We start from the raw sequence: 22,591 nt of genomic DNA, 5'->3' as shown, positions 1-22,591 counted from the left end.
CGGGACACCCACCCCACCCCCAGCCACGCACAGACCCCAGACGGGCGGGCACACACCCCAATAGGCGCCACCACCAGCACCACCGCCCGGCACCGCGGCTAACGAGCCGATCCGTGCAGCCGCAGGTGCGCGACGATCTGCTTTCCCGTGTGCAGGGCGGTGGTGTGCAGCTGGTCGCACAGGCGGGTCACCAGTTGCAGGCCGTGCCCGCCGACTCGGCGCGCGTCGTGTGCGCGCAGTTCGGGCGGACGTGGTGAGCTGTCCCGCACGCTGATGCGCAGCCATGCCGCGTCGGGTGTCACTTCCAGTGCCAGGGCGCCCGGGCCGGGTGCGTGGCGCAGGGCATTGGTGACCAGCTCACTGACGACGAGCTGAGCGTCCTGGCTCGGCCGGTGGTCAGGGGGGTGGCCGGCATCGGCCAGCAGCGCCCGAACGGCCGCGCGGGCGTCCGCGATCGAGGTGTCCGTGGTGTCCCAGGCGGCGCTGTAGTGCAGGTGCGCGGCGAGACGCTGTTCATCCGATGCCCGGTTTTTAAGCGGGGTGACCATAGAACTCTTCCCGTGGGTCGTCCTTAACTTTTCATCCAGGTTGTCGTTATCGCGTAAATGCGACTACCCACTGCCGCCCCGTTCATGAGGCATGCACCCTGCTCCAGCCGCGCAGCGGTCGGCCGCAGATCCGGCACCACTGAACACGGCGGACCGGGGTATCCGGTCTGCGGCAAGATTCCCTCGCACGAAAGTGATGCACGCTGCCATGGCCGAGACACGAGACGTCGTCGAACTCATTCTCCAGGACCACCGCAAGATGGAGGATCTCTTCCGTCTGATGCGCAGCGTCGAAGCCGACCGGGCAGCCGCCCTGCGGGAATTCTCCGATCTGCTCATCGCCCACGCCCTCGCGGAAGAGGCGAAGGTCTATCCCGCACTCAAGCGCTACAAGAAGATCGAGGACGAAGAGGTGGAGCACGGCGAGGAGGAGCACGAGGAGGGCAACAAGGCGCTCCTGGAACTCCTGGAGGTCGACGAGGTCGGCTCCGAGGAGTGGGACGAGAAACTGGAAGAGCTCGTGGAGGCAGTCACCCACCACGCCGACGAGGAGGAGCGCACCATCCTCAACGGAGCACGCGAGAACGTCGCCATGGAACGCCGCGAGGAACTGGGCGATGCGTTCCTGGAAGAGCGTGAGCGTCAGCTGAAGGAAGGCTGCGGCTCGGTGGACAACGTGCGCCGCATCGTCGAGTCCTGACGGCGGCTGCGCACGGCCGGACCGCCACCGGCTCGGCGGTGCGCCGTGGGGAGAGCGAAGCAAGCACCGGCTGCCCACCCGGCGGTCGTTCGTCCCCGGACGCGAGGGACGGACGCACCGGGTGGGCTTCTGGACACCTGTACGGTCCGCAGCCGATGGGGCAGACTGCGGGCATGGGGGATGTGCTCAGCAGCGGCCCGGACCGACCGCCCTGGAGACCGCCGCGCAAGCTGACTGCCGCAGCCGCGGTCGTGGCCCTGTCCGCAGCACTCGTGGCGGGCATCATGACAGTGAGCGGGCCCGACGAGTCGGCTCCGGCGGCGCCCGACAACTCGTCGCCGCCCTCGCCGTCGGGCAGCGCCCCCGCTGCCGGCCCGGACGCGGTCGTCAAGGCGGGTCAGACCCCCGGCCTGGTGATCACAGGGCTGCCGCTGCCTCGAGGCGCCACGCTGATCAAGCGCGACCGCAGAGCTTATGCAGGCCCGTCGACCGTGGTCCTACGACGCTCCGGTGGGTCTTTGGGACGGCAGGGCGTGGTGGTCACGTTCCCTGTGCCGGCGCCATCAGGAGGACAGCCGGTCCGGGTCGGCAGGGTCTGGGCGAAGGCTCACGAGCGGGAGATCGTCTGGCCGGCCGGGGGCTCGTACGCACGGGTGCGAGGAGATCTGCCGCAGTCCGAGCTGATCACCCTCGCCGCTGCCACCAGCGTGGTGTCGGGCCGCCCCGAGGTGCAGGCGCCGCCCGGGCTTTCCGTAGTGGCCACGGGCACCTTACGGCCGTCCTACATTCACGAGGTCCGGTACAGCTCGAGCGAGACCGGAGAGGCCGATGAGCTCTCAGGCGGTCTCACTTTCACCGGTGTCGCCCGCTGCGGCGGCCTGGAGGACCAGTTGTACGCCACCGGGGTCCGGGCGGCAGGGACCGTGAAGGGGAAACCCGCGGTCGTCACGGGCGCGTTCGGCGGCAACGGCGCGCTGGCCTGGGAGCCGGCGCCCGGTGTGGTGGCGTACATCGGCTACAGCGGGGGACAACTCGACGAAGGCGCGGTCGCAGCCTTGCACCGTCTCGCCGCACGGGCACGTCTGCTGAGTCCCGCGCAGTGGCAGGCCACCGGCCCCGCAACGAGCGACCAGATCGACTACACAGCCCCGCCGCCCTAGACCGAGGCGCTCCACTGCGCTTCGTGACCGCGCCCGCCGGTGGCACACCTGGCCCGGCCGGCCGACACACCGGGACGATCCCTATGCCGTTGCTCCTGCCGTCTTCACCGAGCCGGTTCTGCCTGGCCGTCGAGGGGGACGCCCAGCCGGTCGGCGACGGCGGTGAGGGCGCTTCCCAGCGGGAGCGCGACCCGGGTGACGGCGTGTCGATCGCCCCGGGTCGGGTCGCGGTTGACGATCAGCACGGGCTTCCCCGCCCGGGCCGCCTGACGGACGAACCGGAGACCCGACATCACCGTCAGCGAGGAGCCCAGCACCAGCAGTGACGTCGATGCGCGGACCAGGTCGTGGCAGAGCTCGACCCGCGGTGGCGGTACGGATTCGCCGAAGAACACCACGTCCGGCTTGAGGACGCCGCCGCAGCCTGTGCAAGGCAGCACCTTGAAGTCCCCGACCTGCTCGTCGGTGAGGTCGGCGTCGCCGTCGGGGTTGACGCCGGCGGCTACCGGGTCGAAACCCGCGTTGGCCTCTTCCAGCCGCTGGGCGAGCTCGCGGCGAGGGCTGAACGCTCCGCAGGACAGACAGACCACCCGGGACAGGCTCCCGTGCAGGTCCACCACATCCTCGCTGCCGGCGGCCTGGTGCAGGCCGTCCACGTTCTGCGTGATGACACCCGAGAGCAGACCGTGCCGCCCGAACGCGGCCACGGCCTGATGCCCGGCGTTGGGGCGGGCGCGGCCGAAGGTGCGCCAGCCGAGATGGCTGCGCGCCCAGTACCGGCGCCGGGCCCGGGTGCCGGCGGTGAAGTCCTGGTAGGTCATCGGGGTGTGCCGGCTCAGGCTCCCGCCCTCGCCCCGGTAGTCGGGGATGCCCGACTCCGTGGAGATCCCCGCCCCGCTGAGCACCAGCACGCGGCCGCCGCCCAGTGCATCCGTGACCTGCTTCAGGTCGGTGGTGCCCGGCAGCACGTCATCGGTAGGGGTCCAGCTCAACGTGGGGCGCATGCGCATGACGCCAGGGTACGAAACGGATCCGGCCGGCCGCCGCGGTCCGGCCTGACCGACCACCACGAGGGCCACCCGGTCGCATGCCGCACCGACCGCCTCAGGCGCCTCGACCACCAGGCGTCCCGGCCGGCACCCGGCCGGCCGTGGCCTCGAAGCAGACGACACGCATGCCGTCCCCTACGAGGCGACCGTGCGGGTCGGACTCCGCACCGAGCGGCAGCGACCCGTACGCGCCCGCGGCCCTCAGGCGCGGATCTGCGTTCGCGCTTGCGCGATCCACTCCGAGACGGCCTTGGCGCCGCACTCCTCGGCGACCGACTCGGCCTCGTCGAGGTGGGCGAGCGCCGCCGACCGGTCGCCGGTCTCCGCCGAGAGGTAGGCCAGCGCCACCAGACCGGCCGCTTCGCCGGGCTTGAAGCCGATCTCCCGGCGCAGCCTCACCGACTCGGTCAAGTGCTCGCGTGCCTCATCGAACCGGCCTGCGTCCCTCCTGGCAAAACCGAGATGACGCACCGCGTAGGACATCGTCATCCGGTCGTCGACCGACTTCGCCAGCGCGTACGACCGCTCGAAGTAGGGCATGCCGGCGGCGCCGTCGCCCCGCACCACCTGATGCCAGCACCCGACCCAGAACAACGCGTCCGCCTCGCCCGACGTGTCCCCCGTACGCCGGTACAACTCGGCTGCGCGCTCGAACAGCACCAGTTCCTGGCTGTCCGCTTCGCGCTCGTTGAGGAAGCGGACGTGCATCACCTTTCCCCGCGCCATGGACAGCGGTGCCTCGATCGCGTCCAGCACGTCGTCGGACCGCTCCAGTGCGGACGCGTCCCCACCGAACATCGCCGACTCGAACAACTCTCCCGCACGTGCGATCCAGTCCTGCTCCGGCATGCCCGGCCCTCCCCGTTGGACGATTGGCGTGCTGAGGCTATCTCCGCGCACCCGGCGGCACCCGGAGATTTCCGGGGTGGCCTCCAAGAGCTCCCCCCCCACACCGACGCGGCCCGCGCACGCTTCCAGGAACTCGGGCTCGGTCCTGGGACCTGGGCCGCTGATCCCATGTGCGCGTGGCGGGGGACATGGTTCGCTGCTGGTATGACTGAATTCAGCGCGGCCGAACGCGCGTACCTGGTGACACAGCGGCTGGGGCGCCTGGCGACGGTCGACCCGTCGGCACAGCCGCAGGCCAATCCCGTGGGCTTCTTCCTCCAGGAGGACGGCACGATCCTGATCGGCGGGTTCGCGATGGGCCGGACGAAGAAGTGGCGCAACCTCCGCAAGAACCCGAAGGTCGCCCTCGTCGTGGACGACATCGTGAGTCTGCGGCCCTGGACGGTGCGCGGTGTGGACATCCGGGGAGAGGCCGAACTTCTCGTCGGCCCGCACGAGTTGGGCCCTCACTTCAGCGAGGAGGTGATCCGCGTACACCCGAGGCGGATCCACAGCTGGGGGCTCGAGGGTTAGTCCCTTTGTACCGACCGCGATGAGCACGTGCTGGCCCAGCTGCCTGCGCTGAAGTCGTACCGGCGCATGGGGTGCTTCCCGAAGCTGGACGCGACCCCGGACACCGTCGTCGACTTCACGACAAGCTGAAGCAGTAGTTCGACGCTTTGTCGGCCAACGTGGTCATCTTCCATGACGCAGGGGATATCGCGGAGGTCGTCCGGCAGCTTCAGGAGGAGGGCCAGAATCGTCGATTCCGAGGACCTGGCCCACATCTCCCCATACCTGACCGAGCACATCCGCCGCTTCGGCGAGTACTCCACCCATGAACTCGATCTTCAGCCCGAGGCGTACGACCCGCACCTGAACGTCGACTTCAGTCCGCTGCGCGGCGATGGCCCGCCCGGCCCGAGCGGCTACGGCCAGGCGGCGTGATCACCGGCCTGCGTGCCGGGAGCGCCTCGCCGGCCGAGTGCGCTGATCGGCCGGCTCAGCGGACTCGGTCGTAGACCACGGCGACCTCGCCCAGCTCGCCGGTCTCCTGGTGGGTGAGCTTCCACTTCGACGCCGGCAGGCCGTCGTCGAACAGTCGCTGCCCGTCTCCGGCAATCTCGGGAAGGATCATGAGGTACAGCCGGTCGAGCAGATCTGCCGCAAGGAGCGGCTTGATGACACTCGGGCAGCTGTTGACGAGGATGTCGCCCTCGCCGGTGGCCTTGAGTTCGGCAACGACGTCGGCGGCTGGGGCGTTTACCACGCGGGTGTGTTCCCACGGAGCTTCGGTCAGGGTGGTCGAGAGGACCACCTTTTCCGTGTCCACCAGCCACTTTGCGTATCCGCGGTCGCGCGGATCGGCGTTCTCGTCCTCGGCGACCATCGGCCAGTAGCCCAGGAATCCCTCGGCGTTGATCCGGCCGAGCAGCGCCGTCGTCGCGCCCTCCCAGATGCGGGTGAGTTGGCCCCGCGCGACCTCGGAGGTCACATACGGCACGAACATGCCGAAGTCGCCGGGCCCCCCAGGGCCGTGGTAACGCCCGTCGAGGGAGAGGCACAGGTTCGCGGTCACCCTGCGTCCGGTCGAGACAGTCATTGCGTGCTCCTTGTGTCGGTGCTGTCGGTGTCGTGCGGGTCCGCGGCGAGGGTCGCTTCGAGCTTGTCCAGGCTCTGGCCGAAGCCGATCTCGATGCCTGCGATGAAGTCAGCGGAGTCGACGGTGCTGTCGGTGATCCGCCAGTGGACGTCGAGGTCCGTGCCGGTCCCGGTGGGCCGCAGGTCGAGGGCGACGTGGGCGGTGAAGGCGAGGCCGCCGTCGGGAAGCAGTGGGGAGAGCCGGTAGGCGAGGCGCTCACCAGGGCGGACGTCGTCGACGACTCCCTCCGCGCGCCCAGCGACCAGGCCGGAGGCGTCGGCGTCCTCGACATCGCGGTACTCCTGGACGATCCGCCCGCCTTCTCGCGCCTCGAAGACGAGCTCAGATACGCGGAGGTCGTGGGGCGTCCACCATCGGGCGAGCAGAGAAGGTTCGGTCAAGTGGCGCCACACCAGCTCGGGGTGCCCCGTCAGTGACCGGCGGAAGCTGAACGAACGGCCGTCGGCCCACCCCGGCTCCTCCGCGGCGAGCCGCTCCGCGTGGAGGCTGGCCCCGTAGCGGTCGTAGGTCTCGCCCGGGCCCCCGGCCTGCTCCGCGGTGTCGGCGAGCCGGCCGAGCACAGCCGCAAGCTCCCGCAGGGGACCGGGCCGCAGCGCGTAGATGCGGCGCTGGCCGGTGCGCTGGGAAGTGACGACGCCGGTGCGCTCAAGGGTTTGCAGGTGCTTGGTCGTCTGCGGCTGGCGAGCCCCGGCGAGCTCGGCGAGGACACCGACCGGACGGGGCCGCTCGGCGAGCAGGCTCACGAGCCGCCAGCGGGCCGGGTCGGCCAGTGCGGTAAGGAGTGCGTCCATGAGGACGAGTATTCACCATCAGGAATATTCGTGTCAAAGAATATGTCGCACGGTCGGAGCGGGCCCAACCGGAAGGTTTCCCGGCCGTCACGGAACGGCACCCCGGGCCGCGGTGACCAGCAGGCCCCGACCCCGAGTTGAGTAACGAACGGCGATTCACAGGCGGTCGCTCGTGAAACAGGCGGCCGCCCGGCGGTCCACCTGCGGCGATCATGTTTCATGAGCACTCGCCGAAGCCGGGGTCACCCGGATTTTCCCGAGAAGATCTCCACCCGCGCCACGAAGCGGCCGCTGGGGCATGCCCCTTTCGGGAGGCGGGAGGCGGGAGGCGGGAAGGGGGAGGCGAGCGGTTCGCGGGTGCCCGGAATCGCGCGATCACGCCGCCGACCGCCGGCCCCGGACGGGCGTGCGCATGGCGCAAGACCTGCTGCCGGTCCGAGCCGTCGGCGCCCGAGGCGCCCCGCGCGCCGTCGCGTACCCGGGAGTCGGCTGGGAGGGCAGGCACCGGAACCTGCGGATCGGCTCCTGCACCCTGAACCCTGCACGCGGCCTGCGGGCTACCCCACTTCAGGCATGCGCCGTCCGGCAGTATGACCTCGTGGCTCGCATCTCGGAAACCCATGACAGCGCCGCCGATCCGATACGCACGCGTCTGGCGGCAGCCGGTGCCGCGATCCTCACCGTCGGTGCGGGGCTGGGTCTCAGGTCCGCGGCGGCAGGGAGCGTGGCCGCCAAATACGGCGGGGACGCGCTGTACACCCTCCTGCTCTTCACCCTCGTCGTTCTGGTGGCGCCACGAGTCACGCCACTGACGGCGGCCGCCGGCACCTTGACCGCCAGTTGGGCGGTCGAGTTTCTACAGCTCAGCGAGGTGCCCGCTGAACTCGCGCAGCGCAGCACCGTTGCTCGGTTCGTGCTCGGTTCCACGTTCAACGCACCCGACCTGTTCTGGTACGTGGTCGGCGCCGCCTCGGGCTGGGTCATCCACACCGCGATGCGTTCCTTCTCCGCACGCCGTGAGACCGGAACCGGGCACGGTTGAGGCGGAACAGCTTCCGCCGTGAGCCCGGGCCGGGGCGGCACGGCCCGGCATCGCGATCGGGCTCCGCTCCCGCCCCGCGCGCACCGTCAGCGAATGCGATGGGCTTCCCAGAAGGGGCCGAGGTCGTCGCGCGTCATGGCCTGTGCGGCCTTCTTGAAGTCGGCGGTGGTGGAGACGCCGTACCAGTGGTCCCTGGCGTACCGCTTGAGCAGTCGTGCCATGGCGTCGGCGCCGAGGGTGCGCTCCAGGTCCGCCAGAGCACAGGGTCCGGCCGTGTAGACGAGGTGGTACTCGCCGCGGTGCTGCGACCAGTAGGCCATCGAGGACGTGAGCGCGGTGCTGTCGTCGGGCCAGTAGACGTCCGACCAGCACTCACGGGTCTCCCAGCCGTAGAAGCGGGCGTTGGCGTACTGCGCGAAGCTCTCGTCCAGCCATGGAGAGGCGTACTCGTCGTTGCCGACGATGCCGTACCACCACTGGTGCGCCACCTCGTGGACGACGGCGCTGCCTTCCTCGGTGGTGCCGAGGAGGACGAGACCGGGGTACTCCATGCCGCCGCCGAACTGGCTGGTCATCACGAGGTCGATCTCGCCGTACGGATAGCGGCCGAACTCCCGGCCGAAGCGGTCGATCGCGGCGACGGCGTCCGTGCGGGTCAGGCTCACGCCCACGGCAGGGACGTCGGGCGCCCAGTACGACTTCACGCGCACGCCGTCGGGCGTGGTCTGCGTCGCCGTGCGGAACGGACCCGCGGCCCACGCGAAGTCCCGCACCCGGTCGGCGACGCTGACGGTGACGGAGCGGCCGGGACGGCCGGGCAAGGTGCGGGTATGACCGGTGGCGGGCACCTTCAGAGCTGACGGATGGTCGAGTCGGACCCGGAAGTCGCTGGTCAGGGCGTAGAAGCTCTCGCCGAGCGCCACGTAGGGGTCCAGGTGCGGGCCCTTCGCGTCGTGCACGGCGAGCACCGGCAGCGCGTTGCCGAGGAAGCGGTAGGCGCCCTCGCGGCCGAAGCGGGCATTGCGGTCGGGCACGGTGATGGAGACGTCGAAGGCGATGGATGTCCGCTCGCCGTGCGCCAGCGGCTTCGGCAGGTCGATACGCAGGGCCGTGCACCGCACGAGGAGAGGCCCTCGTGTGCCACCGCCGATGTTCGACACGAGGACGGGGGAGGGGGCGCCGGGCGTGCCGCACTCGTCCTCGCCGTTGCCCCACAGCCGCAGGAACACCTCACGCAGAGGCCGATGCGAGGCATTGCGGAAGGTGATTCGCTGTCGGCCGCTCCAGCGGCCGCCGTCGGCGTCGGAGCGCAAGGAGACGTCGTAGCGTGCGCGATCAGGCGTCGCCGCAGCCTCGGTCACCCCCTGCCCGGTCACAGCGTCGGCATCGCTCACGGCGGCGCCGAACGCCAGCAGGAACAGCACGAGGAGCACCACGAACAGACGACGACCGGACACGGGCGCCCATGAGGTTGACGGCGACATGCCAGCCGATACTGTCACAACACGTCGGCTGTGGAGCCGACTTGTAGCCACCCGGCTCGGAGAACGTCGTGGCGAACAGCGCGGCCCCCGAGACGGCACCGCACGGCCGCGACGAGAAGGCGGAAGCCAAATCGGGCGGTCACCCAGGACGCGGGCGTCGACTGCGCGAGGAGGAGCCGCACCCGACGGGCAGCGCTCGCTGATGCTCTGGCGGCGATCGGCCACGCAGCGTCCGGGCCGGGACCGTGCCCCGCCGGCCACGCCCCCGGGTGCTCAGCCCACCAGCCAGTCTCCCGGCACCGCATCCCTCAGTCGTTCCAGTGCCTCCTCCGTGCGGGCCCGGACGTTCAGGCAGAAGCCGTCGAATTCACGGACAAGGACGTCCTCGCCCGAGAACCAGCGCATCTCACGTCCCACGCTGGGGAGTTGTCGCAGAGGGGGCTCCCATGCGGCCTCGTCGGCGTCCACCTCCAGGAAGTCGGTGAAGCCGTGACGTCGCCCCGCTCCGAGCGCTGTCGCACCACCACCAGCCGCTCGGCCGGCGCGCAGCGGCCTCTCGCGGCGGCGGCTGAGCCGGCCGCCGCCACAGCAGGGCCGGCGCGTCGTCGTACCCGGCCTCCACCGCCCCGTCCGGCACGGGCGGATCCCGTGCGGGGAGCCGTGCGTAACCGGCTACGACCGGATCCGAGCCGTGGCAATGACAGGATCTGGTCAGGGAGGACCCTGGTGCTTCTGAGCCGACATGTGGCGGCGGCGCACGGCGAGGGCCGCGATGTCGTCATCGAGTCTTCCGCCGGCGTAGCGGAGCAGGTCCCTGTGAAGCTGGGTCAGCAGCTCACGGGGCGAAGCCGTGCGGTGCCCGCGCATCCAGTCGGGCAGCGGGAAGAACGTGCCGCTACGGTCGCGGGTCTCCGTCACACCGTCGGTGTAGAGCAGCATCTGATCTCCGGGGACGAAGGCGACGGTGTCGACGTGGTAGTCGTCCCCGAGGAGCGCAGCGAGATTGAGCGGTGTGGAGGGGCGGGTGGGCTCGAGGACGTGGATCTCGCCGCTCCGTACGAACACCGGGGGTGGGTGCCCGCAGTTCAGGACCTTGACGTGCCCGGTGCCGTAGGGGATCTCGGTGATCACAGCGGTGGCGAAGTGCTCCTGCTGGTCTTCGGCGGGGATCGCCGCGCTGTAGCGGGTCATGGTGATCTGCATGCGGTGGATCAGGCCCGTCAGGTCGGGCTGGTCGTATGCGTTCTCCCTGAAACAGTTGATCACCGCCGCGGCCGCCCCCACCGCCGACAGACCTTTGCCGCGTACGTCGCCGATGAGCAGCCGGACGCCGTACGGCGTGTCGGCGGCCTCGTAGAAGTCGCCTCCGATGCGGGCCTGCTCCTGGGCCGCCCGGTACAGCGACTCGATCTCGACGCTTTGCATTCGTTGCGGCAGAGGACGGAGCAGTACCGTCTGTGCCGCGTCGGCGACGAGCCTCACCTGGAAGAGCGTCTCCTCACGCTGGAGCCGGAGATGGCTCGCATACGCGGCCGCGAAGGTGACCGCAGCGATCGCGGCGGCCGTGTACGGCGTTCCCAGATCCGAGTGGACGAAGCTGATGCCGATCATGGCCAGAAAGCAGAACGCCCCCAGCAGGATCGTCGGGAGCACGGGCCATACCGCGGCCGCCAGAGCGGGGGCCGCGGGCAGCAGGCGGCTGAAGGCGATCTCTCTCGGGGTGGCGAACGCGAGGCCTGCGATGAGGACGGCGACCAGCACCGGTGACAGCCGTACGGCCTGCCGCTGACCCTCATCGGGACGGTGGCGGTGCCGGAGCCGTACTGACTTCTTCACAATAGGGATCCTATCGGGATGAAGCGGGTGGCGAATGGGTCCGCCACTCGCCCATCAGCGGCCTCCGGGCACAGAGCGGACGTGCTGTCGTCTGCCGTGGGCGCGGAGAAGCTCCTGTCGCCTCCCTTCGGGAACCACGGAGATCAGCACGAGCCGGGCCGAAACCCGGGCGCTGCACCGGGGCCCTCTCATGCGGGCGAGGCGCTGTCGCCGGGAGGCCGGCGGAGCAGATGCAGACAGACGGTAGAGACGACGACGGTCCGCCGTTCGCCGGCATCCAGGCCGGGGGCCATTTCGAGAACGTACCGCTGGAGCCCGAGCCAGGCGTCGACGCTGCTCACCGTGACCGGCCGAGAACTTCCGGCGCCGGACTCTGTTCCGGATCGGTCTCCGTCAGGCACCACTCGTCGGACAGGTGACCCAGCCGAGTGAGAAAGAGCCGGCGTCCCCGCTCCGTCTGGATGCTCAGCTGTCGGGTCTTGACGAGTCCACGGGCGACGGCGCTCCCCACCTCCCGGTCCGCGGGGTCGGTGAAGCGGAACCGCACTGATCCGAACTGTGCGAATCCGGCATGCCTCGCGATCTCGGTGATCAACTCACCGGACGTTCTCGTGAGGAGAAACCGCGTGTCGTCCGTGTGCGTGACCTGGGCGAGCAGGGCCCCCTCCACGGTGGACACGGTCAGCCAGGGGCCCTTGTAACTGCGCCACCGTGAACGCTTCGGCTGCCCCACCACAACGGTTTCGAGCTCGAACAGGCCGGATTCCGTCATCGGTCCTCCCTCCCCGCCGAGGCATCCCCCGCGACCGAGCACGTCCACGGTGAACGCGAACCGGTCCGATTCCCGTCCCTCGGGCGCGCCCGTCGACGCCACGCGGTTGTGTCCGGGGACGAGGCCAGTCTGCTCCGACTTCTCAGCAGCCGCCATCCTGATGCAACGACGGCCAGGTGGGTCGTGCGCGGCCGCCGACCCGAACGGTGCGCCCCGGCCCGGCCCGATCCTCTGAGGCTCCTCAAGTTCCTTGGCACGGAGGAAAGCTGATGGTCAGGATGATGCAATGACGGTATTCGCGGGGCTGAACAAGAAGCACAACTTCGTGGTGACGATCCGGGACGCGGACGTGGTCGCCGCGGCACTGCGCCAGGCGCTCGCCGAGGCGGAGCCCGAGGAGCGGACGGGACTGGAACGCGCCGTCACGCTCGTGGAATCCACCGCCGCGGCAGCAGAGACACAGGTGCGCGCCCGCTGGGTCCGCTCGCGTCTCGCCGCGGTCGGCTTCCGGGGGGACATCACCTCGGTCGCGGCGGTGAAGGCACTGCGTGAGGCGGAGCCGAAGCTGAGCCTGCTGGCCGCGGTGCAGCTCCAGCGGGAGGCGACGAACCACCCGGAGTGACTCGGCCCGCCGCTCCGGCGGTGCGGCGGGTGGCGAAGTAGCAATCGGGACAGATCCCCTCGCCGCCGGGCGGCCCGCTCCCTCGCCTCGGACGGGCGGAGCGAACCGTCCGGCGAGGAGGGCCGGCCGGGCCGGACGCCGCCGGTCGGCAGGTGGTCGCTGCCCGTCTGCGGCAGCGTCCACCGTCGCCGGGCGGAGGGCTAGGGGCGGAGGTAGGGCCGGGTCATGATCTCCATGTTGTGGCCGTCCGGGTCCTCGAAGTACGCGCCGCGTCCGCCGAACAAGCGGTTGATCCGGGCGGGTTCGGTATGGCCGGGGTCGGCGTAGTACGTGACACCGACCGCCTCGAGACGGGCGATCATGGCGTCGAACTGCGCGTCGGGTACGAGGAACGCGTAGTGCTGCGACTGGATCGGCTCGTGCCGCTTCTCGTAGTAGTCGAGGGTCACGCCGTTGCCGAGGTCGACAGGCAGGAACGGCCCGAACGGCGCACCGACCTCCAGCCCCAGAATCGCGGCGATGAACTCGGCCGACAGGTGCCGGTCGGCGGCGTAGACAGCGGTGTGGTTCAACTGCACGGCGGTCGCCGACAGCCCGGGTTCCTGCGGGTGATGATGGGCGTATGACATTGGTGGTGTGTCTCCCGGTCTTTGGATCACGTGGTCACGTGGATGGGGGCGCCACACGCGGGCGCCGCAGCAAAGACAAGGAGAAAGGGGCGGGCTTCTGGCCCGCCTCGCGCTCACGCCGAGGCCGGGAACCCCACTCGTGAATGGCCCATGGCCGACCCGGCAGTCACCCGACCGACCTTAGTCGCCCGTCATGGGCCGGGCAACGCCGCTCCCCGGTGTCGGAGGCTTCCGGCGGCGTAGCCGTTGCCGTGGGGCCGGTGTCGGGTTGAGGGGCCGCGGCTGACCCAACCTGCGCACCCGAGCGACTGCTGGAGTTCGGCGAGGAGTTCCAGCGCGCCGGCCTGGGTGGTGACGTCCAGGGCGCTGGTCGGTTCGTCGCAGACGATGAGTTTCGGTTGGCCGGCGACCGCTCGGGCGATGACGATGCGCTGGCGTTGGCCTCCGCCGAACTGGGCCGGATACCGGTCGGCCGCGTCCTCGGGCACGCCCACGCGAGGCAGCAGGTCATGGAACTTCAACGACGACATCGCCCTGGCCGTGCTGGTCGCCCCGCGGTCCCTCGGACTGCGCGCCCCCGATGATCTCGCCGTGATCGGCGTCGACGACATCCCCGGCGCGGCGACGGCCCAGCCGCCGCTGACCACGGTCGTCCGCGACATCGACGTGATCGCCGCATCGTCGACGCGCTGGACGGAAAGGAAGCGACCGATGTCCGCATCGCGGAGCCGCTCCAGGTCCGTGTCCGGCGCTCGGCCTGACCGGCCGGGGCCCCTTGACCGGCCGGCGGCTGGTGCTGTGCGCGGGGACGGGGCGGCGGGTTCCCGGCCGGATCAGGGCGGTGGCGCGGTGACGGTCGTGCGCATCCGCTGAACAGTGGGCTTCTCGCTCGCGTCGAGGGCGGGTCAGCGGGCGTAGGCGGTCCGCTGCCCTCGCCCGTGGTTCCGCAGCGCGGCGGGATCCGGCGTCTTCGTCCGGGGGCGCGATGCCGAGGGTCGGCGGCCCGCCGGTGGAGAGTCCGGCGGGCCGTCGGTGACGCGGTCGTGCGGTCAGGGGGCGATGTCCCACTGCTGACAGGTGTTGTCGAGCTGCTGCCACTGGCGGACGACGGTGCCGTTGGCCGTTGCGCAGTTCGTGACGTCCAGAGTCATGCCGGTGTTGACGTTGCTGAGGGTGTAGTGGGTGCCGGCCCTGGTGACGTCCCACTGCTGGCAGTTGTTGCCGAGAGAGGCCCACAGCTGGACGGCCGTTCCGTTGGACTGCGCGCAGTTCTTGTCGTCCAGGACCGTGCCGCTGTTGACGTTGGTGATGGTGTAGTGCCCGTTGCCCGCGCCGGCGAACTTCCACTGCTGGCAGGTGTTGCCGAGCGACGACCAGAGGTCGACCGAAGTCCCGTTGGCGGTCCCGCAGTTGACTGCATCCAGGACCTTGCCGGAGTTGGGGTTGGTCAGGCGATAGGCGGTGCCGGCGACGGGGAAGGCCGCGGCCGGGGTGGTGTACGCGACGGAGGTGATGTTCGCCTGTACGGCGTTGTCGGCGGCGTCGGTCGGGTAGCCGGAGGTCATGACGCCTTCGAAGAAGGAGCCGTCCGAGCCGTTGCTGTTGTCACCGCCGGTGCCGAGGACGATGGCGCCTTCGAGGTGCATCGGGGTGTATCCGCCGAGGTTGGGAAGGGCTCCGTTGTAGAAGGTGCTCAGAGCGCCCGACCGGGAGTTGCCGCCCTTGATCGCGTAGGTCGTCTTGCCGTTGTTCTTCTCCATGGCGGTGACGTACTCGCTGGAGATGCCGGTGTTTCCCGCGTAGGGGCCGTTCGCTCCGAAGAACAGCCCGTTCTCCAGGTCCGCCTCGACCCAGGGGCCGGATCCGGAACAGGAGAACCAGCACTCCGTACCGAAGTTGATCGCGTCCATGTGGCCGTTGCCGGTGTCGTTGCCGGACGTCTCGGCGTTGCCGTAGTCGAAGCAGCAGCGGTTGTTCACGTGGTGGCCGCTGGTCACCATGTACGCACCTTCGGGGGAGCTGCCGGTGGCGATGCCCGTGGTGCTGTTGTCGCGGTAGCCGACGCCCGCGGAGACGAAGACGCCGTACGCGGCGTGGCCGCCGACCGTGACCGGCAACGCGTTGGCGATCGCGCCGACGTCCTGGCCGCCGTTGCCGCCCGGCCCCTCGATGGTCAGGTCGTTGTGGTTCGAGCTCTGGTCGTAGATCTTGGTGATGACACAGGTCGTGCCCGAGCAGAAGGAGTCCTGCGCCGCCGCGTTGGCGTAGCCGCCGGCGCTGAGTACGCCGATGTCGGCGGTGGCGGAGTCCGATGCGCGCTTCACCTGGTAGAGCGGGCCGTTGTAGGCGGCGTAGAGCGCTCGCGTGGTGCTGTGGGCGGCGGCACAGGGCGTGCCCGCCGAGGCGTAGATGTCGCACGGCAGGGACGAGGCGGCCTGGGCCGTGCCCGCGGTACCGAGGACGCCGGCCAGGAGACCGGCGAGCAGTGCGAGCACCGCGCCCACCACCCTCAGCCGGATCCCTCTCAGGTGTCTGACTGTCACTGTGAACCCCTTCCGTCTTGCGTTCTTCTCTGCCCGGCGCCGGACGCGCAGGGAGCAGGGGGGACGTCCGCCTGCCCGAGCAGGCGAATTGTGAGCGCTAACAATCGAGGTGATCGGACGCCACTCGTCCGAGCTGTGACGGCGACGAGGGGGTGGTCGGGTGGACGGCGGCTCTGTCGGAGCTTTGTCAGGTTGTCGTCTGCGCCGTTTCCGTGCGATCGGTGGTGATCTACCGGCCGAGCGACTCCGCCTTTTTTACGCTGGCGTGAACAGCGGGTCAACACGGTCGAACGGTCAAGAGTGCGGAAACAAAGACCATGCCCATCCTTGACCGTCCTGTCCGTGAGGGCGGGAGTGACGCTGCCCCGCCAACGAACCGGCAGATCACAGCCTTTGGTGAACCTGACGCGCGGCCGGGGAATCCGGAGCCGGTCGGTCGGGAGAGCCTTGACCCTTCGGGGATGTGTGCGCTAACAATGCTCGACGGATCCACTCGGACAGGGCAACTCCGTCCGAAACGTGACGGCGTGTGAGGGGGCGGGCAGGGAGCTGGTTCGGCCCCTCTGCGATCAGGCGGCCGGACAGCGCTGCTGAGCGTCAAGTGCGGTCGCAGACAAGCGCCGTACGCCGAACAGCCTTTCCGGCGGCATCGCGGTTGCGGATCGTGGCCGGCAGGCACGATCCGGCCCGAGCACGACTGTGCCGGGGTTCATGACGCGGGGCTCCGACCCGGTGCGGGTCGGGGCCCCGCGTCATCGCTCAGCAGGTGATGGCGCCCTTGCGGAGGGCATGGCCACCGTCGTTGGAGTCGTCGGCCCAGTACACCGGCTTGGAGCCGGCGGTGCATTCATCGACGCCGGCCAGGGAGAAGCCCTCGTTGTTGTAGTTGGGCATGACGGTGGGGCGGTTGTAGACCGCGGTGGTGGCGAAGGCCCCCGAGGCGTTGACCTGCATGGTGCGGTGTTGACCGCTGCACGTGTCGTCGCAGACGACCCACAGGTGTGAGGTCTGCGGTTCCCATTGCAGTTCCATGACGCCGCCCATGTCGCTGCTCATGGAGGCGACACGGGTGAAGGCGCCGGAGTCCTGAAGAACGTAGCCGTAGATCATGCCGGTGCCTTCGACGCCGAGGAAGAACACACCGCCGGTGTGCGAGCCGTAGGCGCCTGGGGTGTAGGCGGCGCCGGTCGAGGCGTCCTTGAACCCGGCGGTGGTCAGGTAGTTGTCGGGTACCCAGGCGATGCCTTCGAGCCCGAGGTTGGAGCCTGTCGGGGGCAGGTCCGAGGTGAGGTTCCACTCCTGTGCCGCGGTCAGGGCGGTGCCGCTGCCTGAGATGTCGTAGCGCAGTACGGACAGTCGGCTGGTGGCCGAGCTGTCACCGTCGCGTTCGGCGGCCAGGTACACGCCGGCCGTCGAACCGGAACCGGTGAGGGTGACGCCCTCGTCGTCAGGGGTGCCCGAGCCGTTGGGGTAGTGCACCTTCTTTCCGGCACCCCAGCCGTTCGTGGTGTCGGGCTTCCACCCGCCGGAGCCGTCGCGGACCAGCCGCCACAACTCGCCGCTGTTCTGGGCGCCCCACATCACGCCGCCTTCCTGGAAGAGGCCGCTGAGGTCCTCACCGAAAGCGTTGGACGCGTCGGCTGTCGTCGCCGTGCTGCTGCCGGGCCACGCCACGGGGGTCGTGCCGCCACCTCCGGCGCCGCAGTTGTTGGGGGCTCCGAGGGTCACGGCCGCCTGCCTGAAGGTTCCGGTGCCGTCGGGGCAGCGCGACCAGGAGGGGGCTGAGTGGTCGCTCCAGGAGAAGTGGTCGACGAGGGTCTTGCCGTCCGCCGTGTAGAGACGGGCGTCGTCGTCGGGCCCCAGGCCGAACTTGCCGTGGACGTCGAAGGCCCGGTAGGCCCCAGGGCCGAGGGTGGTCCCGGAGGCGATCTTGTAGCTGTGTGCGTTGTCGTCGTCCTTCAGGATCCAGCCCGAGACGTCGATCGTGGCAGTTCCCTTGTTGTACAGCTCGATCGAGTCGTTGACGTCGCCGGTGGTGACCACCTCGTTGATGCGGAGGTCGTCGGCGGGCCCCGCATGGGCCGGGACGGCGGTCAGGGCGCCTGCGGTCAGCAGCGGTCCGGCGACGAGGAATCGGACAAGGCCCCTGCGCCGGCGGCGGGTGGTCGAAGCAGTCACTGGGTCCATCCTGGAGTTGTCATGATCAGGGCGGTATGACCGTTCCCTCGCAACCTGAATGGAGCTCTTTCCGCGAGGCGGACCCTTTGTGAACGGCGGCGGAAGCTCAGTGTCCGCGGGCCGACCGCGCGTCTGGGGGGCGGTGGTGCCGAGGGGTCCGTGACGTTCGCCGTCGGCAGTCGGGTCGGGCCGGTCATCGGCGAAGACGGCGAGGCCGACGTGGGTCGGCAGCAGCGGTCCCCTGTCGCGGGCGCCGTGAACGAGTCGCCCGTTCAGGGTCTGCGGTGTCCGAGCCGAGGCCGTGAACGGGCGTCACTCCGCACCAGCGCGAGACCTCAGCGACCTGCCACCATGGGCGCCATGCGCACGGTGGGGATCGATCTGTCGGCTGACCGTTCGAAGACGGCTCTGTCGGTGGTGGAGTGGGCGGACGGACTGGCGACAGTCGAGCCTCCCACGCTCAAGTGTACTGATGACGAGCTGATCAGCGAGCTCACAGGGCTGCGCCCCGGTGACCAGGCCGGCGTCGACACGCCGTTCGGATGGCCGGCCGAGTTCGTGCGCGCGGTGGGGGCGCATCTCGCCGAGGCCCCGTGGCCGGGCCGCGGCCAGGACAGCGAGCGCTACCGTAAGGACCACCTGCGGTACCGGTTGACGGACCGGATCGTGCGCGAACAGATCCACCCCGTCTCTGCCCCGCTTCCGGCTCCTTTCGACCGGATCGGCGCCATGGTCGCGCGGTGGGCTCATCTGGAGGACGAGCTCCACCGTCGCGGCGTTCGCGTCGACCGGGCGGGACATGGCCCGATCGCCGAGGTCTACCCGAAAGCGTCCCGGCACCGCTGGGAGCTTCTTCAAGGACCCCGGCAGATGGACGCCCTTCTCGCCGCCGCGCCCTGGCTGCGATGCGATGCGCCGACTGCCCGCGCGTACGACGCGAGCGAGCACGCCTTCGACGCGCTGGTGTGCGCGTTGACGGCGCGCGCGGTGGCACGCGGCCTGACCGCGCGCCCGGCGGCCACTGAGGTGGACGACGCCCGAATCGAGGGCTGGATCCACCTGCCGGCGCCGGGGTCCCTGACGCTGTTGCCGCACCACGAGGACCTGCCTCCCCTGCGGCGTTCGACGCACGCAGGATGAGACGAGGGCGGGTGGTCTGCACTCACGCCCACCCGCCAGGACCCGAACGCGGCCCCTGTCGTCGGGCGGGGGACCGTGCACGGCGGTACCGCTGGAGGGGCGTCCGCAGCGGTGCCGCCCTAAGGACGCAGCGGCCTTCAGTCCCAGGTGGCCGACCCGGCTACCGCGTCACACGGTGGCGGAGGTAGACGACTCCCGAGCGGAAGGTGCGGGTCTCGACGAGCGCGAGGTCCACCCGGCGCTCGTGCCGGGGAAAGAACGGAACGCCCCCGCCGACCAGCACCGGGTAGACAACGGCCCGGTACTCGTCGATCAGACCCGACGCGGCCGCCTCGGCGGCGAGTGTCGCGCCGCCGATCGCAATGTCACCTTCCCCCGGCTCGGCCCGCAACCGTTCGATCTCCTCCGCCGGGCTGCCGGAAGCCAGGCGGGCGCTGCCCTGTACCTCCGAGAGCGTCGTCGAGAACACCACCTTCGGGAGCGGCTTCCACAGCGCGGCCCACTCGAGCATGGCGTCGTCGAGCGACGGATCCTGGTCGGCGGACTCCCAGTACAGCATCGTCTCGTACAGCCGCCGCCCCAACAGGTGGACGCCGACCTCTCGAATCTCGTCGATCCAGAAGCGGAAGACCTCTTTGTCGGGCGCCGTCCAGTCGAAGCCGCCGTCCGGCCCGACGATGTAGCCGTCAAGCGAGACGCCCATCGAATAGGTCACGCTGCGCATCGGAAGTCCTCCTCGGTGACGGATTCGACAGTACGACCGTCCGGCGCCACACAATTCATCGCGGCTCGCGGGAATCCCTCGTAAGGCGGATGATTCAGCTCCCCGGGGCGATCATTCTCCTACACCGCACCCAGTTGATGCTTTCCACGTCAGGACGTCATGACGCTACGTCAAGAAGCTGACGGGCATGCCGAGGCCGCCGGGGGCGCACGGCACCCCGACAGCGGCCGCTCCAGGCCAGGTGGTTCAGCAGTCGGGCGGCGCGGGTGGCGAGCGCAGATAGCTCGACGTCAGCCGGTAGACGCCGGCCTTGGGCACGGTGAGCCGGGTCCAGGGTCCGTCCGCGCTGACACAGGCGCCCTCGGCCTGTAGCCAGGGCGAGTGGACGACCCGCACGACGGCCGTCCCGGCATGCGGCATGCGCACGGTCACGTCCGCCTCGCCGGCGGCCAGCACCTCGGCCGGGGCGGAGGCGAGCGGGAGGGTGTCGCGGACACGGTAGAGCGTCCAGTAGCGGTCGTGCCAGACCGGCTCCAGCCAGTCCTGTCCCTGCTTGATCAGTTCGGCCTCGCGTACGGCGGTCCGATCGGGTGGGCCGTCGTGCACTGCGACGTAGCCGACGGCCCAGTGGCGCAGCCAGGCGTGGTAGCGCCGCGCGTCGGGGCGGCCCTCGTAAAACATCCGTCCCCGCACCTTGTCCAGCTGCTGGTTGAAGCCGCGCATCAGCTGCACGTCCGGGGCGAAGAGGGCGGCCTCGCGATGATCGTCGGCGGCAGGCACCTCCAGGCGACCGCGGTCCGCGCCGAGCCGGTCGAGTTCCTGGAGCAGTCCGGAGGTGTGCATGGCCCACGCAGGGACGGGATCGGGACCGCGCAGGCAGTCGGCAGGGGTCCTGGCGAGATGGACCACGGACACGGTGAGGATCAGCGCCGTGACCTGCGTGCGAAGGCGGGGCGCGGCGCGGGTGTGGAGCAGGCCCGCGAGCAGGACCGCGGGAGCCAGGTGGACGCCCAGCCGTTCGACGTTCGAGCCGATGGGGCTGGGTATCAGCCAGCACAGGACGACTCCCGCCCCGTAGAGGACCGCGCCGGCCCGTACCGCCCGCCATGCGCGAGGGCACACCCACACCACTGCGGTGGAGATGAGCACGGGCAGGGACATGCGGGCTGCCGACATGGGCTGCTCGCCGTGGAAGGGAAAGAGCAGCGTGGTCGTGGCGACGGCGGCGACCGGCGGGAGGGCGAGAGCGAGGCACTTGCCGTACTGCCGGTCCAGCAGATAGCCGGCGCCCGCGACCAGCGCGAACAGGCCGGCCACCGGGCTGCTCAGGGTGGCGAGCAGCGTGCCGAGGGCTCCGGCGGCGAGCCGGGCGGGCCGGGGGCGGCGCCCGGCCAGCGCGAGCAGGCCCGCGAGCCCGAAGGCCAAGCCGAGGGCGAATGTCGTACGGCCCAGAGCGACGTTCACCCAGAGTCCCAGCGAGCCGAGCAGGGCGGGCCACAGAGGGGCTCGCGTCAGCGTGCGCTGAAGGATCTTGCCCAGTAGCCAGGTGGCGCTGACCCCGGCCAGCACGGCGACCGTGCGCCCGCCCAGAACCGCCATCAAGGGGGGCGACAGCACGCTGTAGTTGGCGACGTGGACCCCGCCGAACCAGAACAACCCGTACGGGGTGCCCGGGTTCCTGGCGAAGAAGCCCGCCCACGCGTCCTGCGCGGCCAGGTCCCCGCCGCCCGTGGCGTAGAACGCCGCCCACAGCGCGTACAGAGGCACCACGGCGAGGACGGCGAGCAGCGGGACACGACGCCCCTCCAGCCGGGATCCGCCCGGATGGGGATGGTGGAGCGTCGCCGGGAGCGCGGCGGGGCTTCGTACTGCGGACGGCATCGACATGGCGCTGTTTCTGGGAAGAGGTACGGGTGTCCGTGCCCTATGACCTGAGCAGGCGCGTCATGGCTGGGGCTGGTACCAGCCACTTGTCCACTCTCGTCGCGCGCGCCGTACTGTACCTCGGCTGGTGGCCCGGCCTCCCGCGTGCCTCCGCGGCCCGGCCCCTGGACGTCGATGATGTCCCGGTTCCTGAGGGGTCATCAGCCTGATGCTGAAGGAAGAGGAGGCGGCTGAACCGTGCGCGGGGAAGGGGCCGCGCGGGCTGGGGCGGCAGAACCCTCGGAGACCTGCGGTACGTGGGCTCGAGGTGCCCCCGGCGGGGCGACGACCCGCGTGGTGACCGCGCGACCTTGGGTGCGCGCAGGGGTTCTGTACCCACGGCTGCGGGGTCAACGAGTGCGCTGGGGCAGCGGATTGCGGGGCGGTAATGTGATGCCCGTCACTATTGACCATGGGGTTCGCTCAGTACATGATCTTGAGAGTGCTCCCGCGGCGAGGATCGGTGAGCGGTGGTCGTGGATGCCGTGACCATAGACGAGCACCGATTCGTCCCGAATGTTCGCCAATGCGACGCCGCTGGCAACGCCCAGTCGTCTACCGACAAGGCGGGCGGCCAGGGCCCCCGGGTCCTTCGCCTGCGACGGCTACCGCAGGCTGGCCGATCTGGAGCCCGCACTCCGGACCGCGCCGCTGCCCGCTCGTCCGAGCGTCCTTGGCGGCCCGGCCCGGTTCGGTCCGGCCCGGCCATGTACTGGACCAGCCGGAGCCTGCGAGCCCGGCGGCCTGCGCGACACCGGTCCGCGCACAACACCATGGGCCGACCGCGCGGGAGACAGCACGTACGCGACAAGGGTATATGGCATTCATGCGACGTCGGTAACGGGTCCGCCGACGGAGCGGTTCTGTTCTTCTGCTTCCTGTTGACACGGAGCGCCCTC

23 protein-coding genes and 1 pseudogene are annotated in these 22,591 nt (G+C 70.2%); 8 read left to right on the top strand and 16 right to left on the bottom strand.

Going from position 1 to position 22,591, the window contains the following annotated elements; genetic code table 11:
• Positions 1-98 precede the first annotated feature (98 nt).
• On the bottom strand, positions 99-548 hold the full coding sequence (locus OHS71_RS02535; protein WP_328476311.1) for an ATP-binding protein: 450 nt from the start codon (positions 546-548) through the stop codon (positions 99-101).
• Between the two features lie 208 nt (positions 549-756).
• Between OHS71_RS02535 and OHS71_RS02530 the strand changes: the two genes are divergently transcribed.
• Complete coding sequence (locus OHS71_RS02530; RefSeq protein ID WP_328476309.1) at positions 757-1,248, top strand: hemerythrin domain-containing protein; 492 nt, start codon at positions 757-759, stop codon at positions 1,246-1,248.
• Positions 1,249-1,421: 173 nt separating this feature from the next.
• Positions 1,422-2,408 carry a hypothetical protein gene (locus OHS71_RS02525; RefSeq protein WP_328476307.1) on the top strand — a complete coding sequence of 329 codons (987 nt, stop codon included), beginning with the start codon at positions 1,422-1,424 and terminating at the stop codon, positions 2,406-2,408.
• Between the two features lie 104 nt (positions 2,409-2,512).
• On the opposite strand, the gene OHS71_RS02520 is transcribed toward OHS71_RS02525, so the two are convergent.
• Together OHS71_RS02520 and OHS71_RS02515 are read right to left on the bottom strand one after the other, a co-directional pair.
• The gene (locus OHS71_RS02520; RefSeq protein WP_328476305.1) at positions 2,513-3,418 is read right to left on the bottom strand and encodes an NAD-dependent protein deacetylase; all 906 of its coding nucleotides are present in this window, start codon (positions 3,416-3,418) and stop codon (positions 2,513-2,515) included.
• Positions 3,419-3,658: 240 nt separating this feature from the next.
• Entirely contained in the window at positions 3,659-4,306 is a 648-nt protein-coding gene (locus tag OHS71_RS02515; RefSeq protein WP_328476303.1) for a tetratricopeptide repeat protein, read from the bottom strand.
• 204 nt (positions 4,307-4,510) lie between these two features.
• Here OHS71_RS02515 and OHS71_RS02510 point away from each other — a divergent pair, with 204 nt between their 5' ends.
• Positions 4,511-4,879, top strand: coding sequence for a PPOX class F420-dependent oxidoreductase (locus tag OHS71_RS02510; protein ID WP_328476301.1), 369 nt, complete (start codon positions 4,511-4,513; stop codon positions 4,877-4,879).
• 171 nt (positions 4,880-5,050) lie between these two features.
• Positions 5,051-5,293 carry a hypothetical protein gene (locus tag OHS71_RS02505; protein WP_328476299.1) on the top strand — a complete coding sequence of 81 codons (243 nt, stop codon included), beginning with the start codon at positions 5,051-5,053 and terminating at the stop codon, positions 5,291-5,293.
• A gap of 55 nt (positions 5,294-5,348) precedes the next feature.
• Here the strand turns inward: OHS71_RS02505 and OHS71_RS02500 are convergent, their stop codons facing one another.
• Together OHS71_RS02500 and OHS71_RS02495 are read right to left on the bottom strand one after the other, a co-directional pair.
• Complete coding sequence (locus OHS71_RS02500; RefSeq protein WP_328476297.1) at positions 5,349-5,948, bottom strand: dihydrofolate reductase family protein; 600 nt, start codon at positions 5,946-5,948, stop codon at positions 5,349-5,351.
• Complete coding sequence (locus OHS71_RS02495; protein WP_328476295.1) at positions 5,945-6,799, bottom strand: metalloregulator ArsR/SmtB family transcription factor; 855 nt, start codon at positions 6,797-6,799, stop codon at positions 5,945-5,947. Before OHS71_RS02495 ends, OHS71_RS02500 begins: the two co-directional genes overlap by 4 nt.
• Before the next feature lie 598 nt (positions 6,800-7,397).
• On the opposite strand from OHS71_RS02495, the gene OHS71_RS02490 reads away from it, so the two are divergent.
• Complete coding sequence (locus OHS71_RS02490; protein ID WP_328476293.1) at positions 7,398-7,841, top strand: ribosomal maturation YjgA family protein; 444 nt, start codon at positions 7,398-7,400, stop codon at positions 7,839-7,841.
• Between the two features lie 86 nt (positions 7,842-7,927).
• Here OHS71_RS02490 and OHS71_RS02485 read toward each other — a convergent pair whose 3' ends face one another.
• From OHS71_RS02485 to OHS71_RS02465, 5 genes are all read right to left on the bottom strand, one after another.
• On the bottom strand, positions 7,928-9,298 hold the full coding sequence (locus OHS71_RS02485; RefSeq protein ID WP_443046837.1) for a M1 family metallopeptidase: 1,371 nt from the start codon (positions 9,296-9,298) through the stop codon (positions 7,928-7,930).
• 300 nt (positions 9,299-9,598) lie between these two features.
• Positions 9,599-9,742 carry a hypothetical protein gene (locus tag OHS71_RS02480; protein WP_328476289.1) on the bottom strand — a complete coding sequence of 48 codons (144 nt, stop codon included), beginning with the start codon at positions 9,740-9,742 and terminating at the stop codon, positions 9,599-9,601.
• Positions 9,743-10,036: 294 nt separating this feature from the next.
• The gene (locus OHS71_RS02475) at positions 10,037-11,161 is read right to left on the bottom strand and encodes a PP2C family protein-serine/threonine phosphatase (protein WP_328476287.1); all 1,125 of its coding nucleotides are present in this window, start codon (positions 11,159-11,161) and stop codon (positions 10,037-10,039) included.
• Positions 11,162-11,349: 188 nt separating this feature from the next.
• Positions 11,350-11,502: a hypothetical protein gene (locus tag OHS71_RS02470; RefSeq protein WP_328476285.1), complete on the bottom strand. Its 153-nt coding sequence runs from the start codon at positions 11,500-11,502 to the stop codon at positions 11,350-11,352.
• Positions 11,499-11,933 carry a hypothetical protein gene (locus OHS71_RS02465; protein ID WP_328476283.1) on the bottom strand — a complete coding sequence of 145 codons (435 nt, stop codon included), beginning with the start codon at positions 11,931-11,933 and terminating at the stop codon, positions 11,499-11,501. The genes OHS71_RS02470 and OHS71_RS02465 overlap by 4 nt, the downstream gene beginning before the upstream one ends.
• A 286-nt stretch (positions 11,934-12,219) precedes the next feature.
• On the opposite strand from OHS71_RS02465, the gene OHS71_RS02460 reads away from it, so the two are divergent.
• On the top strand, positions 12,220-12,555 hold the full coding sequence (locus tag OHS71_RS02460) for a hypothetical protein (RefSeq protein WP_328476281.1): 336 nt from the start codon (positions 12,220-12,222) through the stop codon (positions 12,553-12,555).
• A gap of 200 nt (positions 12,556-12,755) precedes the next feature.
• Here OHS71_RS02460 and OHS71_RS02455 read toward each other — a convergent pair whose 3' ends face one another.
• Both OHS71_RS02455 and OHS71_RS02450 read right to left on the bottom strand, forming a co-directional pair.
• Positions 12,756-13,184, bottom strand: a complete 429-nt coding sequence (locus tag OHS71_RS02455) for a VOC family protein (RefSeq protein ID WP_328476279.1) — start codon at positions 13,182-13,184, stop codon at positions 12,756-12,758.
• A 293-nt stretch (positions 13,185-13,477) separates the two neighbouring features.
• Positions 13,478-13,690 (bottom strand): annotated as a pseudogene (locus tag OHS71_RS02450) (ATP-binding cassette domain-containing protein); the annotation flags it as partial.
• Here OHS71_RS02450 and OHS71_RS02445 point away from each other — a divergent pair.
• Positions 13,605-14,057 (top strand): substrate-binding domain-containing protein, encoded by a 453-nt coding sequence (locus OHS71_RS02445; RefSeq protein WP_328476277.1) that lies wholly within the window; start codon positions 13,605-13,607, stop codon positions 14,055-14,057. The pseudogene OHS71_RS02450 and the gene OHS71_RS02445 sit on opposite strands and share 86 nt — an antisense overlap.
• Positions 14,058-14,233: 176 nt before the next feature.
• Here the strand turns inward: OHS71_RS02445 and OHS71_RS02440 are convergent, their stop codons facing one another.
• Together OHS71_RS02440 and OHS71_RS02435 are read right to left on the bottom strand one after the other, a co-directional pair.
• Positions 14,234-15,727, bottom strand: coding sequence for an arabinofuranosidase catalytic domain-containing protein (locus OHS71_RS02440; RefSeq protein WP_328476275.1), 1,494 nt, complete (start codon positions 15,725-15,727; stop codon positions 14,234-14,236).
• 759 nt (positions 15,728-16,486) lie between these two features.
• Positions 16,487-17,905, bottom strand: coding sequence for a lamin tail domain-containing protein (locus OHS71_RS02435; protein ID WP_328476273.1), 1,419 nt, complete (start codon positions 17,903-17,905; stop codon positions 16,487-16,489).
• Between the two features lie 360 nt (positions 17,906-18,265).
• Between OHS71_RS02435 and OHS71_RS02430 the strand changes: the two genes are divergently transcribed.
• Positions 18,266-19,045, top strand: a complete 780-nt coding sequence (locus OHS71_RS02430) for a DUF429 domain-containing protein (protein WP_328476271.1) — start codon at positions 18,266-18,268, stop codon at positions 19,043-19,045.
• A 160-nt stretch (positions 19,046-19,205) separates the two neighbouring features.
• Here the strand turns inward: OHS71_RS02430 and OHS71_RS02425 are convergent, their stop codons facing one another.
• Together OHS71_RS02425 and OHS71_RS02420 are read right to left on the bottom strand one after the other, a co-directional pair.
• Positions 19,206-19,769: a dihydrofolate reductase family protein gene (locus tag OHS71_RS02425; RefSeq protein ID WP_328476269.1), complete on the bottom strand. Its 564-nt coding sequence runs from the start codon at positions 19,767-19,769 to the stop codon at positions 19,206-19,208.
• 246 nt (positions 19,770-20,015) lie between these two features.
• Entirely contained in the window at positions 20,016-21,656 is a 1,641-nt protein-coding gene (locus tag OHS71_RS02420) for a hypothetical protein (RefSeq protein ID WP_328476267.1), read from the bottom strand.
• Positions 21,657-22,591: the final 935 nt, after the last annotated feature.

The sequence above is a fragment of the Streptomyces sp. NBC_00377 genome (assembly GCF_036075115.1).
Classification (GTDB): Bacteria; Actinomycetota; Actinomycetes; order Streptomycetales; family Streptomycetaceae; genus Streptomyces.
This window is presented reverse-complemented; position numbering and strand designations above follow the sequence as displayed.

Coding starts and splice junctions, on each gene's coding strand:
- OHS71_RS02535 (WP_328476311.1), bottom strand. CDS start 548: ATGGTCACCCCGCTTAAAAACCGGGCATCGGATGAACAGCGTCTCGCC.
- OHS71_RS02530 (WP_328476309.1), top strand. CDS start 757: ATGGCCGAGACACGAGACGTCGTCGAACTCATTCTCCAGGACCACCGC.
- OHS71_RS02525 (WP_328476307.1), top strand. CDS start 1,422: ATGGGGGATGTGCTCAGCAGCGGCCCGGACCGACCGCCCTGGAGACCG.
- OHS71_RS02520 (WP_328476305.1), bottom strand. CDS start 3,418: ATGCGCATGCGCCCCACGTTGAGCTGGACCCCTACCGATGACGTGCTG.
- OHS71_RS02515 (WP_328476303.1), bottom strand. CDS start 4,306: ATGCCGGAGCAGGACTGGATCGCACGTGCGGGAGAGTTGTTCGAGTCG.
- OHS71_RS02510 (WP_328476301.1), top strand. CDS start 4,511: ATGACTGAATTCAGCGCGGCCGAACGCGCGTACCTGGTGACACAGCGG.
- OHS71_RS02505 (WP_328476299.1), top strand. CDS start 5,051: ATGACGCAGGGGATATCGCGGAGGTCGTCCGGCAGCTTCAGGAGGAGG.
- OHS71_RS02500 (WP_328476297.1), bottom strand. CDS start 5,948: ATGACTGTCTCGACCGGACGCAGGGTGACCGCGAACCTGTGCCTCTCC.
- OHS71_RS02495 (WP_328476295.1), bottom strand. CDS start 6,799: ATGGACGCACTCCTTACCGCACTGGCCGACCCGGCCCGCTGGCGGCTC.
- OHS71_RS02465 (WP_328476283.1), bottom strand. CDS start 11,933: ATGACGGAATCCGGCCTGTTCGAGCTCGAAACCGTTGTGGTGGGGCAG.
- OHS71_RS02460 (WP_328476281.1), top strand. CDS start 12,220: ATGACGGTATTCGCGGGGCTGAACAAGAAGCACAACTTCGTGGTGACG.
- OHS71_RS02455 (WP_328476279.1), bottom strand. CDS start 13,184: ATGTCATACGCCCATCATCACCCGCAGGAACCCGGGCTGTCGGCGACC.
- OHS71_RS02445 (WP_328476277.1), top strand. CDS start 13,605: ATGACGATGCGCTGGCGTTGGCCTCCGCCGAACTGGGCCGGATACCGG.
- OHS71_RS02430 (WP_328476271.1), top strand. CDS start 18,266: ATGCGCACGGTGGGGATCGATCTGTCGGCTGACCGTTCGAAGACGGCT.
- OHS71_RS02425 (WP_328476269.1), bottom strand. CDS start 19,769: ATGCGCAGCGTGACCTATTCGATGGGCGTCTCGCTTGACGGCTACATC.
- OHS71_RS02420 (WP_328476267.1), bottom strand. CDS start 21,656: ATGTCGATGCCGTCCGCAGTACGAAGCCCCGCCGCGCTCCCGGCGACG.